This window comes from Cyanobium sp. L1E-Cus (assembly GCF_024345755.1).
In the GTDB taxonomy this organism is placed as follows: Bacteria; Cyanobacteriota; Cyanobacteriia; order PCC-6307; family Cyanobiaceae; genus Cyanobium_A; species Cyanobium_A usitatum.
In genome coordinates this window covers 1-14,119 of sequence record NZ_JAGQBS010000022.1, presented here as the reverse complement: position 1 = coordinate 14,119, position 14,119 = coordinate 1, and the positions used below count along the sequence as shown (strand labels likewise).

Here is a 14,119-nt window from a genome sequence, read left to right as displayed (position 1 = left end):
AGGTCTGCAAAAGACATGGCAAATGCTTCGCCATACGTGATCTTTGCTTGCAAGAACAATGTTTACTTAACAACTTTTTTGCTACGGCTGGTTCTGGGCATTCCCTATTGGCCGCAAGTATCGTAATCTCTTAAGGATTCGTACCGATATGATTAGATCTCTAATTCGTGAAAGAGTGCAATTTCTTTCTCCCGGCTCTAATCTTGGTGGCTTGGAGACTCGTTCTCGATTACGTTGCTTTCAGCCTGGTAACCAATCTGTATGGGAGACGCGTCCTCGGAGGCATTCACAAGTCATTAGCCCTGGCCGTTCAGGTACTCGTTGGCTTGCGAATGTCCTATTGGATGCATCAGACTGTTTAGTCTGCCACGCTTCTGCACGCACTTTATCCGAAGTCGGTTTCTTGTATCATAATGGCTCTATTAATGCTGACGAGGCGCTTGGAGCTTATCGATTCTCCAGGGGTTTATTTCTTGGCATCGCGGAGAAAGAGGATAGAGCATATATTGATCTTGATTGCAAGAATTCCCCTCTAGCTCTTCCCTTGTCTCAGTCTTATCCAGAGTGTAAATTCATTGTTCTGCTGCGAGATCCTATTTCTTTTATTAAAAGTGGCTTAAACAGAGGCTATTTTGTGGAAAAGCATCCTCAGGCTTGGGGACACCTGTATAGAGGCGATATGCTGCAATGGCGCGCAATATCAGAAGCGGATCAGATATATAAAATTGCTGCTTTTTGGAACAGCGTAGCTCTTGTGGCACATGATCTCTTCTTAAGAGTCCCAGAGCGCGTTCATGTTGTTAGCGTCTCGAGTATGTTTGAGGATCCTGTTGTTGTCCAGAAAATCATGAGTTGGCTTGGTATTGATGGCCGTTCACCTATTGATTGCAGAACTTTTAAAAACAAGGCTAATGTGAGTAGAAGTAAGTTGTGTATCAGCAATATTCAGGCTTCTGTGCTTGGTTCGGACCAGTTGCGAGCTTCCTGTTTTGATGGACTTAATTCTGAATTTCTGGGCCAACTCGGTTTTTGACCCCAATTTTCACGATTGGGCCAGCTACCGCGATCTTTTTGCAGATTATCATTCTACGTAAGACGATAATGAAGTGTTTGCCCTAAACGTTTTCCATATGAAGTTCTTGATATCTTGCTTGGCCGCTTTAAGAGGTTTCGAGCTGCAGATTGTTCATTATCTTCTTTATAGGATGGCTCATTCTTGATTTCGATCCACGTCTCAATTGGCTTGCTCTTTACTCAAGTGCGCCAGAATGACTAGGCTGAATTACCTTGCTGCTCCGAATGATTCTGTTGTTACTTGGCTAGTGCAGCTCCTCTGCAGTCGCCTCAATCCGGATCTCTCTCTAGGACTCAATACTACGTCTAACTACTGGATCATCAGATGCTCTGGCGCGGATGGCACGATCACCATGCCGCTGCTCCCAGTTCTGTACCAGCTAGGCAGCAATCCTGAATTGCCTTGCAGCAGCATTGCAATTGCCGATCAAGGTTTAGGGGCAATTGAACCTGACCTGCCATCACCGGGATGTTCAGAGCCTCCGCAACCCTTGGTTACGCACTCAGAGGCTGGCCTCCATCTCCACTACGACATCCCCGGCCTCACCTACTGGATGCTGGCCCGTTGCGAAGAGGTCGATCCACCGCCGGAGCTGCTCGACAATCACCAGCGCTTTCCGGCCACGGCTTCCCATGCCTGCCAGCACGGCTACCTGGAGCGGCCGATCGTGGATGAATGGATCGGCATCCTGCGCCAGGTAATCAGCCGCCTCTGGCCGCGCCTGCCCTTGGTGCAGCACCAGTTCCAGGTGGTGGTGAGCCATGATGTGGACAATCCGAGTGCCTATGCCTTCGGCCGCAAGCGCAGACTGGCCCGGGCCATGGCTGTCGATCTCCTGAAGCGGCGTGATCTGGCCAAGGCCGTTTCAGCCCCTTGGATTCGCCTCAAAACTAAGCATCACCTGCATCCGCGCGACCCCTTCAACACCTTCGACTGGTTGATGGATACCAGCGAGGCGGCAGGTATCCGCAGCGCCTTCTACTTCATCTGCGGCCGCACCAACCCCAGCCTCGATGCCCAGTACGAGCCGGAGTATCCCGCCATCCGCCACCTGATGCGCCGCATCCACGAGCGCGGCCATGAGATCGGGCTGCATCCCAGCTATAACACCTGTGCGCATCCAGAGCGCATCGCCCGCGAAGGCCAACGCCTGCAACGCATCTGTGCCGAAGAAGGGATAGAGCAGTCTCACTGGGGTGGCCGCATGCATTATTTGCGCTGGCAATGGCCCACCACCGCCCACGGCTGGGAGCAGGCCGGCTTCAGCTACGACAGCACCATGAGCTACGCCGACCGTCCGGGTTTCCGCTGCGGCACCTGCCACCCCTACCCGTTGTTCGACCCCGTCGCCCAGCGCCCCCTGCATCTTATCCAGCGCCCCCTGATCGCGATGGAATGCAGCGTGATCGCCCCCCGCTACCTCGGTCTCGGCTACGGCCCAGCAGCGCTGGCCCTGTTCCAACGCCTCAAGCAACGCTGCCAAGCCGTGGGCGGCCAGTTCACCCTGCTGTGGCACAACAGCCACTTCACCACTGAGGTGGATCGGGAGCTGTATCGGCAGGTGGTGGTCGGGTGATAATTCAAATCTTTATTATCAGCAAATTAATGCCTAACATAAAATCTCTTCTGCCCTTTTTGTTGCCGAGCTTTTTTCTTTTGTGCGTCTCAATGGCCTTGACATTGGCTATGGTTGACAAAGGCGCGGCCTCTTGCTATTGTCTTTAATAAAGATCTTGAGCCATGAATCTGTTTAAGGTCAAAATCAAGAAGCAACCCCGAGTTGTCATTGAAAGATCGGGTGCATCTACCCTTAATGTCCTGGAAGTTCTGTTAAGCCCAGAAGGGCGTAAAGAGCTTGGTGAATTGTCTGATTTCGCGGTGAAGCTTAATCTCCGAAAGCGCACGGCAAAGACTTGTTGACATAAAGGCAATCGCTATGCCTTTCAACGCCTTATTGCTGCCTCTTGTCGGCGGCTTTTTGTTTATTTCGTTTTGGAATTGAACTAAATATGGCGCAAGTAGGTCTGATGGCCAACGCTTGCTCCTGGAATCTGCGTTGTGGGGTATAGCTCTACTGGCTTGTTCATATTTCACTGTACGGCTCATTCTGATTGTCTGGCCGCCCGCCTTGGCCTTCTGGCGAGCTCTTGTTCCCTTGCCCGGTCTTGGCATACCAGCCTTTTCGCTACTTTTTGGCGTCACTCTGCCCTTTCTGCTTAATTTCTTCTGGACAGAAGAACATGAAAACGCTCGTAGCTATAGAGCATTCTCGGATTACCTGGGAATACTCTTCTTTCAGGCTCAGAGAAGAGCCAGGCCAGTGATGATAACTTTGAGAAATGGGAAAGTTTATATAGGCATTGTGCATGGTTGCAACACACCTGGGATGCACGACAGGAATGGATCGGTCTATTTGCAGCCTGCAATTAGCGGATACCGGAAAGGCGAGACCCATGAGGTGTGTTTGACAACCGATTACACTGCCGCTCTTGAGGCGATCGTGAATGAGTGCGACAATCCAAAGGATGAAACTTTGCCCCTTGGGCAACGTGAGCCTTGTAGAAGCTCTGATGACCCTGCTTCGTCTCCTGTAAGGACTAGCCCTGCCGATTTACTCGATAGCATGAAGATTGCAATCTCTATGTCAGATATTGTGACGGCGACTATTTTTAGCAAAGAGCTTTATCCTTGTTTCGATTCAAGCGTGAAGCTCGCGAATTAAGTTCATTGGTCTTGCCAATTTTCCAAAATCTTGGCTAGCGTCCAGTACGCGTAGCGCCTTCTACTTCATCTGCGGCCGCACCAACCCCAGCCTCGATGCCCAGTACGAACCGGAACATCCCGCCATCCGCCACCTGATGCGCCGCATCCACGAGCGCGGCCATGAGATCGGCCTGCATCCCAGCTACGACACCTGCGCCCATCCCGAGCGCATCGCCCGCGAAGGCCAACGCCTGCAGCGCATTTGCCAGGAAGAATGCATTGAACAGTCCCAGTGGGGCGGTCGCATGCATTACTTGCGCTGGCAATGGCCCACGTCTGCCCATGGCTGGGAGCAGGCCGGCTTCCACTACGACAGCACCCTGAGCTACGCCGTCCGTCCGGGTTTCCGCTGCGGCACCTGCCACCCCTACCCGATGTTCGACCCCGTGGCCCAGCGCCCCCTGCGCCTGATCCAGCGCCCCCTGATCGCGATGGAATGCAGCGTGATCGCCCCTCGCTACCTCGGCCTCGGCTACGGCCCCGCCTCCCTGGCCCTGTTCCAACGCCTCAAGCAGCGCTGCCAGGCCGTGGGCGGCCAGTTCACCCTGCTGTGGCACAACAGCCACCTCACCACAGCAGAGGATCGGGAGTTGTATCGGCAGGTGGTGGTGGGGTGATGGCGCCATTGGTGACGAGGCAGGAGCGGCTTCAGCACCACTAACACCGCTAAGCTGAAATTCCGCATTTCAGAACCATGCAGTTTCTCCGTCGCGCCAGCCAGCGCGAGGTGCTCACGGTTTCAAGCCTTGGCCAGATCACCCTCCCCGCCGGCATGCGCAAGCACCTGGGCATTGAACCGGGAGGCGCGCTGATCGTGGAGGAATGCGCAGGTGAGCTCCGACTTAAACCGGCAGCTGTGCTGGAGATGGAGATCTATAGCGATGAGCAGATCGCCGACTGGGATCAGGCTGATTCCCTCTCAGATCAAGAGCGCCAGCAGATTCTTGAGCGGCTCCAATCTTGCTGAAGTGTGTGTTTTTGGATGCGAACGTGCTCTTCACTGCTGCTCACAACCCCAAGGGCAAAGCAGCATTTGTGATAACCCTTGGCTCAGCGGGTCTTCTTCAGCTCGTCACCAGCGCCTATGCCAAGGAAGAAGCGCGACGGAATCTCGAACGCAAATACCCTGATCGCTTAACTGAGTTCAGTCATCAGCTCAAAGCAATCCGCTTGGTGACCGACAACCCTTCTGTTGCCTGCCCAGCTGATCTTGCCGAAAAAGACTGGCCGATCTATCGAGCCGCTCACGCCTGCAAGGCCGACGTATTGCTGACTGGAGATCACCGCGACTTCGGCTTTCTGATGAATGCACCTGCGCTCGCTAATGGGTTGTTGATTCAGCCGGTTGGTGACTTCCTGGAGGCCTTTCTGTAGCGTCTGCCGTAGCGACGTGGTTCCCTTTTATCGGCGAACTTTGTGCTTTCCGTGATTGCCCACCACCGCCTACGGCTGGACGCAGGCCGGCTTCCACTACGACAGCACCCTGAGCTACGCCGTCCGTCCGGGTTTCCGCTGCGGCACCTGCCACCCCTACCCGATGTTCGACCCCGTGGCCCAGCGCCCCCTGCGCCTGATCCAGCGCCCCCTGATCGCGATGGAATGCAGCGTGATCGCCCCTCTCTACCTCGGCCTCGGCTACGGCCCCGCCTCCCTGGCCCTGTTCCAACGCCTCAAGCAGCGTTGCCAGGCCGTGGGCGGCCAGTTCACCCTGCTGTGGCACAACAGCCACCTCACCACTGAGGTGGATCGGGAGCTGTATCGGCAGGTGGTGGTGGGGAGATGGCGGAAGTAGGGACAAGGCAAGAGCTGACCCAGTAATACACGAGAACCGCTAAGGAAGCTCTGGACAACGAGGGGTAAGGAGCCTGCCTGGGCTTGACTTGTCTCTGGTGAACATTTTTATCGCTGAACGGCCGTAGATCAGCTCGGTTTCACTGATTCGGATGTTGAACTTCACTCATTTGGGGCAGCGCTTTCCCCAAATGAGCACACCACGCCCCTAATCATGTCCTGCATAGCAGTTCATGCCGTGCCATGAACAGGTTGGATAGAGCCGCCAACACCTTCACCTTGCAGCCGTTCTTGAGCATTCCCCGCAGCCGGGTCTTCTGAAAGCCAAACTGTCGTTTGATCACGCGGAACGGATGCTCCACTTTGGCGCGGAAGTGTGCCTTGGCCGTCTCGATCAGATCATCCACCCGTCCTTCGGGTGTATCGGGCAAGGCCCTGCGCTTGCCTGGCCGCATGGCAATCCGGAAGCCGATGCCTCTGCCTTGCATCTCGGGTCGCTTCTCAATTCCCTGGTATCCGGCATCCCCATAAAGCACGCTCTCCTCACCGTGCAGTAGCTCAGCGGCCGGGGTGAGGTCATGCACATTGGCGGCTGTGGTTTCCACGGAGTGGATTAGGCCGCTTGCGCTGTATACGCCGAGATGCACTTTCATACCGAAATACCACTGGTTACCTTTCTTGGTCTGGTGCATCTCAGGATCCCGCTCCCCAGCTTTGTTTTTGGTCGAGCTTGGTGCCGCGATGATGGTGGCATCGACGATCGTGCCCTGCTTCATGGCCATGCCGTTGGCTTTGAGGTGCGCCTTCACGGCCTCGAAAATCTCCTCACCAAGATTGTTCTGCTCCAGCAGATGCCGGAACGCAAGGATCGTGGTCTCATCAGGGATCCGATCGCTGATCAGAGCAATGCCGGCAAAGCGGCGCATCGTCGGTACCTCGATCAGCGCATCCTCCATCGCCGGATCGCTGAGGTCATACCACTGCTGCAGCAGATGAATCCTCAGCATCGTCTCCAATGGATAGGGCGGCCGGCCGCCCTTGCTGCTTATCTTGGGGTAGTGCGGCTCAATCAGATCGAGCAGCGCTTTCCACGGCACAACCGCCTCCATTTCAGAGAGAAAGCGCTCCCTCTTGGTGCGCTTTTTAGCCGTCGACTGCTCGTAATCACTGAAACCGAGCTGCTTGCTGCCCATGACCCCAGTTCGCGACTGCGATTACACAGGTATTTTCGTGCGGCTGGCGTGGGTTTTCCAGAGTCTCCCTAACTATTCAGCGCCAACAATTAATCAAATTCTTCTTCTGTCAAGCCATCAGTAAATATGAACATTCTCTTGGTTACAGCCGCTGAGCGAGTTAGTGATTCTGGCCTTTATCGTTCCCAAGTAATTGGACTAGCGCGTGAGTTCGCAAAGATATCTAGATCAACATCAGTATTATCCTTTACTCCGATTATTAATACTGACTTTCTATCTAAGAGGTTGGCGTACTGGGCTTACATCAAAAGAATCGTCGGCATCTGTCGCAGTTCACGTTTTATTTTATATGTTCTTTTTTTCCCCTATTCAAGTCACTCGCAATTCTTTGGCAAGGCTGTCATGCTTGCCCTTTGGGACAATATATTAGTGCTCAAGCTTATTCGTACATGCGTACTACGCTTATCCCCTGACATCATTTCTTGCAGGGGACTTCTGGCTTCGTATCTTGTATGTAAAGCACTGAGACGCCATAAAAAATGCGTTATTAACTATGACCTAAGAGGCAATTCAAGGGTTGAAGCTAGTCTATTGCATGCGGCAAACTGTCGACACAAAGACAGAATAAAAAGACTCGAGCAATTCGTGTTTGAGCATTGTGATAGTGTAACGACAGTTAGTCAGGAGCTTGCTCGTCAGTGCGACGTTCCATCCCATAAACTTCACATGACACTCATTGCTAGTTCAATGCCTCTTGAGGATAGAAATAAGCCTCTTCTCAATCCCCATGAGGGTCTGACACACTTTTTGACCATAGGATCAATATCAAAGTCTTGGTATCCAATGGAAGAGTTTGCACGTGTATTGAAAGGCATACATCTGTCACTACCGAATGCTGTAAACACTATTCTGGCTCCTTTATCTTGTCATAAAGCCATTACTGATTTTGATGATTACAAATTTCTGCGTGTCTCAATGCTGAAGTCCTTCTCAACTGAGGATCAAGCTGCAGTATTGGCGCGCAAATGCCTATTTGGTCTTCTTCCATATCGCCAGCCTCTTGATCAGGAAGCCGACCTAATCCAGTTGGCGGCAACGGTAATGAGTACAAAGCTTTCTGATTATATTCTCCTCGGCATTATTCCAATAGTTCCTCAGTGGTGTACGGCAGCGGCCGAATTCGTCACTTCTCGTCAAATAGGATTTGTTTATGACTCTAGTTACTCTTTTGCCTTTCTGCGAGATTCAAGTATTTTTGAAAAATTAAAGCATTATCGATCGAATATGGATTTTTTGAGGCAAGAGTTCGCGCCCTTTTCAATAGCCCGTAATCAGCTTCAGCATTTTACTAAGTACTTAAAGTGATTCTCGTCACTGCAATTCTTGTCTCGCTTTTAAGATGGCTAATCTTCCCGGTTTCTGACTATCCAGATGCTACCTATGTATATTCCAGATTATTCTCCAATCATCTTTTTTCTGGCGCAGACTACTCGCTAGAATCAGGGTTCGAAGTACCCCCTAATCAAATTCTTTCTTTAGTTGGAGGTAGCATGTATGACAGTGCCTTTAGCTTGCCATCGCTGAGGTATTTGTTCGTATCTTCGTTGCCATTGCTGGTATTTGCCATCTTTGCGCAGATATACCTTGCTATTTTTTCTAAGCGTATTGCCAAGGCGACCCTAAGAAAGTCGCTGATTCTCTTTCTTATTTGCCCCAGCACTGCCTATTATCTATGTACCATCCATCCAGAGGTGTGGGCAACTGTCGTTGCGCTTGGATATGTCGTCTCAATTTTAAACTGGGCTTCACGCAAGGTTGATTTTAGTCGCTCCTTGAATACAGACCAAGCCTTTGATCAACCGCCTATCCTTAATCTTCTTCTTTTCTCGCTGCTGCTGATTGCCAGTTTTTACGCTCTGGGAGACTATCAATCTGTTCTCTGTCTTATATGCATCTTGTGTCTGTATGGCTCTCTAAGATTTAAGACGGTTTTTATATTTCAATATCCGCGACATCTCGTTGCTACCTTTGTTCTTATGCTGAGGGCTAGATCGACTTCATTGAAAAAGTTGATAAATTCTTCTGCTTTTGTTGTATTCTTTGCTGTTTTATCTACATTAATCTATTCATTAAGAGCTGCAATCGTTTCATTGGGTTCGGCTGATTCCAGGGTTGTTTCTGCTGTCAGTCTTTATACTGAAGGATCTTCGTTTGCGGATAAGTATCCATTATTCTTGAGGCCTATGCTAACGGTTAACAATTTATTTGTTTATACTCCTAGTGGTTTTGGACCATCTTTGGTCTTGAAAGCTGCCTGCCTTTGGCCCATTTTAACTTCTTGGTTTCAAGTTCTTACCAGTGACTACGATGAAAGATCTGAAAGTAATTCCGTAATGTCGTCTGCCATGGCTTCTTCATTGCTGTATCCATTGATAATTATCTTTTTGCTCCCGGGCTATGTTAATCTCAAGTACTATCTCTCTTTGGTGCCTGTAGTTTTGTTTTGGCCCGCCATGCTTCGTTTTAAGCTTCTGAGGAATCTCTTTGTAATTCTCTGGCTTGAGCTTGGCTTCCGTTCTATCTTGAGATTCATATAGCAAGAAATTAAACTTTGGGCATCTGGCTCTAAATCTGTTGCTAGCCATCCTTTCTTGCCGATTCCAGGCTCTTTTTATGCGTATCATCTTTTCGCTGGTTCTTTATCGACATTCGCTTGCAGCTATCAAGCCGCTATTATGCTCAATTAGGAGAATTTCTAATTCTTCGAGTAATCATTCCTTTGCCTTGAGCATTTATAATGCTTCGCCGCATGATTCTGATGATGTAGGGCCTGCGCAAATTCGTTCTCTTGTTGGAGGCTGCGATATTTTATATGAGCACGGAAGGAATATAGGCTTTGGTGCTGCTAATAATAAAAACTTTTATTCTTCGCAGTCCGAAGATGATTTTCTCTTCGTGGTTGTAAATCCTGATATTAGCTTCGATCCGACTTCGTTGCTTTCTCTTTTTGATTGGGCTGCATCTCGTCAGGACGTTTCCTGTGTTGCTCCACTTGTTCTAAATCCCGGTGGCGTTATCCAGCATTCTGCGAAGCATGACCCTACTCTAGTCTCGCTACTCATCGGTAGATTCTCATGGCTAAAGTCTATTCAAGCATTTAAAAGATATGATGGATGGCATCGCAATCTTCACTATGACTACAGGACTCAGTGCATCGAAAGTACCTATCTGTCTGGCTGCTTCATGGTAATACCTTCCTCTTGCTATCTGAAGGTCGGAGGTTTCTGTGAGAGGTACTTCTTGCATCTTGAAGATGCGGATATTACGAGAAGGCTGTCTCGGCATGGAGTCACCATGCATAATCCGGTTGGGGCTGTTGAGCATCGATTTGCAAGGGGCTCTCATCATTCGTTGCTGCAAATGATTCACCTGACGCGTTCCCTTGTGGTCTATTCAATGCTATGGGGGCTGAAGTTCTTTTGATCACATGCTTTCCGTTACAGGCGATATTCTTTCTGTGTCGGCTTCTTTTGAGAAGCTTTGGCTGGAGGAGCGTCTGCTTGACGGCTGCACCTCTCTTTGTACTCGTTGTGTTTCCTATGCGGCTTGAATCTTTGATTTAGAAAGTTTTGTTTTTGATATGAGCAACCCTACTACCCTCCATCTTTTTGGCGCGGCGACGCCCAGCGGCGAGTCATTCCGGCGGTTGGTGGACCCCTTGGTCCATCAATATGACCTGGTTTTTTACTCGCGTAGAGCTCGTGCTGGTTGTGTGGGTTCCCATATTGCAGATTTTGAAAACCCTTTTTCCTTTCAGCCTGTTGGTGAGCAAGCTAGCTCGTCAATCTGGATAAGTTTCGGGCCGATATGGCTCTTTGCTCCTTTTCTGGAGCAGCTTGCAACAAGGTATCCTGAAAGACTGCGTGGCTTGCGCGGCCTGATCGCTTGCTCTTCTTCGTCGGTACTCACCAAGCGCTTTGCCGCCAACCGGTTCGATCGTGAGCTGGTGAACCGTCTGATCGACGCAGAAGACAAGTTGCTTGCAATCTCTAGTCGTCTGGAAATCGGCTGTCGTATTCTTCGGCCCACACTGATCTATGGCCAAGCTGGCCCCTATTCCGATCGCAATCTCAGTCAACTGTTGCGGCTGATGCGTCGTCTGCCGCTGTTACCTTTGCCTGCTGAATCGGGTTTGCGTCAGCCAATCCATGCCTCCCAGCTTGCTTCGGTTGCTCTGCATCTTGTTGCTCATCTTTGTGAATTTGGCTGGGATCCTTCCATTCCTGACCGCATCAATATTGGGGGGGATGTTGTTATGAGTTATGAAATGATGATTCGTTCTCTGCAGCAGGCGCAGCCAGCCGCCGACGCAGCGCGCTGTTGCAGGCTTGTGCCAATTCCTAACCGCCTGTTTTTTTTACTGGCTGCTCCTTTGCTTTTGCGCTCTCCCAAGGCTTTCGAGGCTGTCTTGCGTATGGGTGCGAACCTCTCCGGCTTCACTCCTGCCCATCAACTTTTGGGCCGTGAGGCTCAGTTGTTTCCAGTGCTCCCGCTGGCGTGATGTTGCTGTCGGTTTCTTTCGTGGTTCCGTTGACCGTAGTCGTTAGTTGGTTCGTCCTGCGCGCTTCGATCCCCCAGCTGCGCCGCCGCCTGCTCGATCAGCCCAACGCCCGCAGCTCCCACCGCCAGCCCACCCCCCGCGGTGGCGGCGTGGCCTTCGTGCTGGTGGCAGCAGCCTCAGGCGCGATCGGATCGCTGGCGGCGTTGGCAGCACAGCCAGGTGTTGATGGCGGTCAGCTAGGGATGGTGGCCCTGCCCCTGTCGGCCCTCCCCCTGGCCGTGGTGGGCTTTCTCGACGATCGCCACAACCTCCCCGCCGGCCTGCGCTACGGCGCCCAGCTGGCCACGGCCCTGCTGTTGATCCTGCTCAGTCCGCTGGCAATGGCCCTGCCGGCTACCCTGGCAGCTGTGGGGCCGCTGGGTTGGCTGCTGCCCCTGCCCGCCCTCACCCTGCTGTTGATCGCCGTCACCGCCGTGATCAACTTCACCAACTTCATGGACGGCCTCGATGGCCTGGTGGCCGGCTGCATGGCGGTGGCCATCGCCGCCCTGGCCATTGCCCTCGCTGCGCCCTGGCCCCTCTGGGCCCTGGTGGGCGCCCTGCTCGGCTTTCTGCTCTGGAACTGGAGCCCCGCCAAGGTGTTCATGGGTGATGTGGGCAGCACCTTTCTGGGCGCGGTGTTCGCCGGCCTGGTGCTCCAGGCCCCCAGCTGGCTAGAAGCGTTTGGCTACCTCCTGGTGGCCACTCCCCTTCTGGGAGACGCTTGCCTCTGCGTGCCCCGCCGCTTGCTCGCGGGCCAGCGTGTGTTTCAAGCCCACCGTCTCCATCTGTTCCAGCGGCTTCATCAGGCCGGCTGGCCTCACGCCCGCGTGTCCCTCACCTACATCGCCGCCACAGCGGTGCTGGCGGTGGCCATGCTCGCGGGCGGCTGGCCCTGGGTGTTTGGCCTGGCCGTTGTGGAGCTGTTGGTTGGGGTGTGGCTGGACCAGCGTGTGGCGGTGCCCTTCGCTGTGGCGTCCCAGAGCTGATGCCACACCGTTGGTTGATCCTCGGAACCGGCAGCCATGGCCGCTTGGTTGCCGATGCCATCAGAGCGCAGGGCGATGCCGTGCTTGGGTTCCTCGAGGACAGCAGTCCCGCCGGTGAGCTCGTGGCCGGCGTCCCCGTGCTCGGCCCCCTGCGTCTGGCCTGGGACGGAGCGCCGGCTCCCGATCGGTGCGTGGTGGCCATTGGCAATCCAGTCTTGCGCCAGCGCTGGCTGCAGGTGCTGGAAGCCGCAGGAGCTCCCGTGGGTGTGGTGGTTCATCCCCGTGCCTGCGTGAGTCCATCAGCTCAGTTGGCTCCAGGTTGCGTGGTGTTGGCCGGTGCCGTGATCAACGCCGATGCCCAGCTCGAGCGTGGCGTGCTTGTCAACAGCGGCGCCGTTGTCGACCACGACGCGATCTGCGGCGCCTACAGCCAGCTGGGCGTCAACGCCGCCATGGCCGGCGGGTCACGCCTCGGACCGCTGGCTTCACTGGCGGCTGGCAGGGTACTCGGCTGCGGTGAGCAGCGCTTTGCTGAGCTGGAGTTGGCACCAGGCGCTGCGGATCTAAGCGAGGGCGTTAGCTGCGCTGGCTTCTCAGGGTGATCAGGTGGCCCCGTAGCTCGCCCCCACCGCTCTGCGCATCAGGCTCTGGCGCGCCGCCAGCAGCACCGGTGGTTGGCTGGTGCCTCAGACCGTTGCCCGCAAACGGGTGCAGTGTGGCCTGTAGGGCTGCAAGTCGTGCGGGGCCTGGTGCGGCCGTGGGTTGTTGGCGGTGCAGGGGCCAGGGGTATTCCCTGGCTGCAGCTGCTCGTGGATCCGGGGGAAGCTTCGCGTTGCCTGCCGCGGCGCTCAGGCCTGCGGCCTCGTGAGCGCCGCTGGGTTCACTCCAGAGGTCCAGGCTCGCGTAAGAGTCCTGTGCAGTCTGTACGGAATTTGGGACGCTCCCAGCGGCACCATGAGCCTCCGCCTTGCTGATGGTACGCTGCACGCGAAATAGTTCTCCTGTACTATATTCAAGCTCTGTTGGGCCCCCGGTTTTGGAGCGGGCCGTTCCACCAGCCGAATCTGCGCCGGACTCGTCGGAAAGCTCGGATTCGCCCAAGCGCCGCCCTTGGTTTGATCGCCAGGGAATCATCCAGGCCCATGCCGGCTTTGTGGTTGCCCTGATTGCCCTGCTCAGCTCCTATGACCACATCTCCCTCCCAGCAGGCATCAACCTCCAGCTCCAGCAGCAATGGGGCGTGTGGTTCATCCTTGCCTCGATGGCGCTTGTTCTTACAGACGCTCAACTGGCGCGGTAGCTGTGGGGAAAGATGACGTCTCTGCCGTCAGTCCATTCGCCTGATTACCCCTTGCCGTAAGGATGTGCGTATGCCGTTGCCAGCTGAGGGCCTGAGCCGTGGCATCTGGCGCTATTGGTTTATCAATTAATTTATTTGCCTCACATATGCGCTTATCAGCATATAATTATAAGCGCTAAACGAACTTGCCTTGCGCAGTACAGGTGTATTATTAAGCGTCCGTTTGGTTTGGGGCCGCTAAATTGAGATTGTTGGATCCCCAGGCCTGGATCGCCTTTGCGGCTGCCATCCTTTTGGCATTGATCACACTTTTTAGTAGTTACAACCATGTCTTTATCCCCGGATTCGCCACTTCCCTCCCATTACCGCAGCAAGCAGGAATTCCTTGCATCTTTATCGCCTTGGCGG

General features: G+C 53.5%; 15 protein-coding genes. 14 read left to right on the top strand and 1 reads right to left on the bottom strand.

What is annotated here, in order from left to right; all coding sequences use genetic code 11:
- The first annotated feature begins 340 nt into the window (after positions 1 to 340).
- The 7 genes from KBZ22_RS13645 to KBZ22_RS13615 all read left to right on the top strand — a co-directional run bounded on the left by KBZ22_RS13645 (position 341) and on the right by KBZ22_RS13615 (position 5,630).
- Positions 341 to 1,033: a sulfotransferase gene (locus tag KBZ22_RS13645; RefSeq protein WP_255022385.1), complete on the top strand. Its 693-nt coding sequence runs from the start codon at positions 341 to 343 to the stop codon at positions 1,031 to 1,033.
- A 532-nt stretch (positions 1,034 to 1,565) separates the two neighbouring features.
- Positions 1,566 to 2,651, top strand: a complete 1,086-nt coding sequence (locus KBZ22_RS13640; RefSeq protein ID WP_255022384.1) for a polysaccharide deacetylase family protein — start codon at positions 1,566 to 1,568, stop codon at positions 2,649 to 2,651.
- A 552-nt stretch (positions 2,652 to 3,203) separates the two neighbouring features.
- Positions 3,204 to 3,797, top strand: coding sequence for a hypothetical protein (locus KBZ22_RS13635; RefSeq protein WP_255022383.1), 594 nt, complete (start codon positions 3,204 to 3,206; stop codon positions 3,795 to 3,797).
- A gap of 136 nt (positions 3,798 to 3,933) precedes the next feature.
- Entirely contained in the window at positions 3,934 to 4,455 is a 522-nt protein-coding gene (locus KBZ22_RS13630) for a polysaccharide deacetylase family protein (protein ID WP_255022382.1), read from the top strand.
- Between the two features lie 77 nt (positions 4,456 to 4,532).
- The gene (locus KBZ22_RS13625; protein ID WP_255022381.1) at positions 4,533 to 4,805 is read left to right on the top strand and encodes an AbrB/MazE/SpoVT family DNA-binding domain-containing protein; all 273 of its coding nucleotides are present in this window, start codon (positions 4,533 to 4,535) and stop codon (positions 4,803 to 4,805) included.
- Positions 4,806 to 4,816: 11 nt separating this feature from the next.
- Positions 4,817 to 5,212: a PIN domain-containing protein gene (locus KBZ22_RS13620; RefSeq protein WP_255022380.1), complete on the top strand. Its 396-nt coding sequence runs from the start codon at positions 4,817 to 4,819 to the stop codon at positions 5,210 to 5,212.
- Between the two features lie 55 nt (positions 5,213 to 5,267).
- A complete protein-coding gene (locus KBZ22_RS13615; protein WP_255022379.1) occupies positions 5,268 to 5,630 on the top strand; it encodes a hypothetical protein in 363 nt (120 codons plus the stop codon).
- 211 nt (positions 5,631 to 5,841) lie between these two features.
- On the opposite strand, the gene KBZ22_RS13610 is transcribed toward KBZ22_RS13615, so the two are convergent.
- The gene (locus KBZ22_RS13610) at positions 5,842 to 6,822 is read right to left on the bottom strand and encodes an IS5 family transposase (RefSeq protein WP_255022378.1); all 981 of its coding nucleotides are present in this window, start codon (positions 6,820 to 6,822) and stop codon (positions 5,842 to 5,844) included.
- 726 nt (positions 6,823 to 7,548) lie between these two features.
- Here KBZ22_RS13610 and KBZ22_RS13605 point away from each other — a divergent pair.
- The 7 genes from KBZ22_RS13605 to KBZ22_RS13575 all read left to right on the top strand — a co-directional run bounded on the left by KBZ22_RS13605 (position 7,549) and on the right by KBZ22_RS13575 (position 13,711).
- Positions 7,549 to 8,187, top strand: coding sequence for a hypothetical protein (locus KBZ22_RS13605; protein ID WP_255022377.1), 639 nt, complete (start codon positions 7,549 to 7,551; stop codon positions 8,185 to 8,187).
- Positions 8,184 to 9,419 (top strand): hypothetical protein, encoded by a 1,236-nt coding sequence (locus tag KBZ22_RS13600; protein ID WP_255022376.1) that lies wholly within the window; start codon positions 8,184 to 8,186, stop codon positions 9,417 to 9,419. Before KBZ22_RS13605 ends, KBZ22_RS13600 begins: the two co-directional genes overlap by 4 nt.
- 76 nt (positions 9,420 to 9,495) lie before the next feature.
- The gene (locus tag KBZ22_RS13595) at positions 9,496 to 10,305 is read left to right on the top strand and encodes a hypothetical protein (protein WP_255022375.1); all 810 of its coding nucleotides are present in this window, start codon (positions 9,496 to 9,498) and stop codon (positions 10,303 to 10,305) included.
- Positions 10,306 to 10,594: 289 nt separating this feature from the next.
- Positions 10,595 to 11,383: a hypothetical protein gene (locus tag KBZ22_RS13590; RefSeq protein ID WP_255022374.1), complete on the top strand. Its 789-nt coding sequence runs from the start codon at positions 10,595 to 10,597 to the stop codon at positions 11,381 to 11,383.
- Positions 11,384 to 11,403: 20 nt separating this feature from the next.
- The gene (locus KBZ22_RS13585; protein WP_255022373.1) at positions 11,404 to 12,411 is read left to right on the top strand and encodes a glycosyltransferase family 4 protein; all 1,008 of its coding nucleotides are present in this window, start codon (positions 11,404 to 11,406) and stop codon (positions 12,409 to 12,411) included.
- Positions 12,412 to 12,425: 14 nt separating this feature from the next.
- A complete protein-coding gene (locus KBZ22_RS13580) occupies positions 12,426 to 13,013 on the top strand; it encodes a hypothetical protein (protein WP_255022372.1) in 588 nt (195 codons plus the stop codon).
- A gap of 434 nt (positions 13,014 to 13,447) precedes the next feature.
- Entirely contained in the window at positions 13,448 to 13,711 is a 264-nt protein-coding gene (locus KBZ22_RS13575) for a hypothetical protein (RefSeq protein WP_255022371.1), read from the top strand.
- Positions 13,712 to 14,119 lie beyond the last annotated feature (408 nt).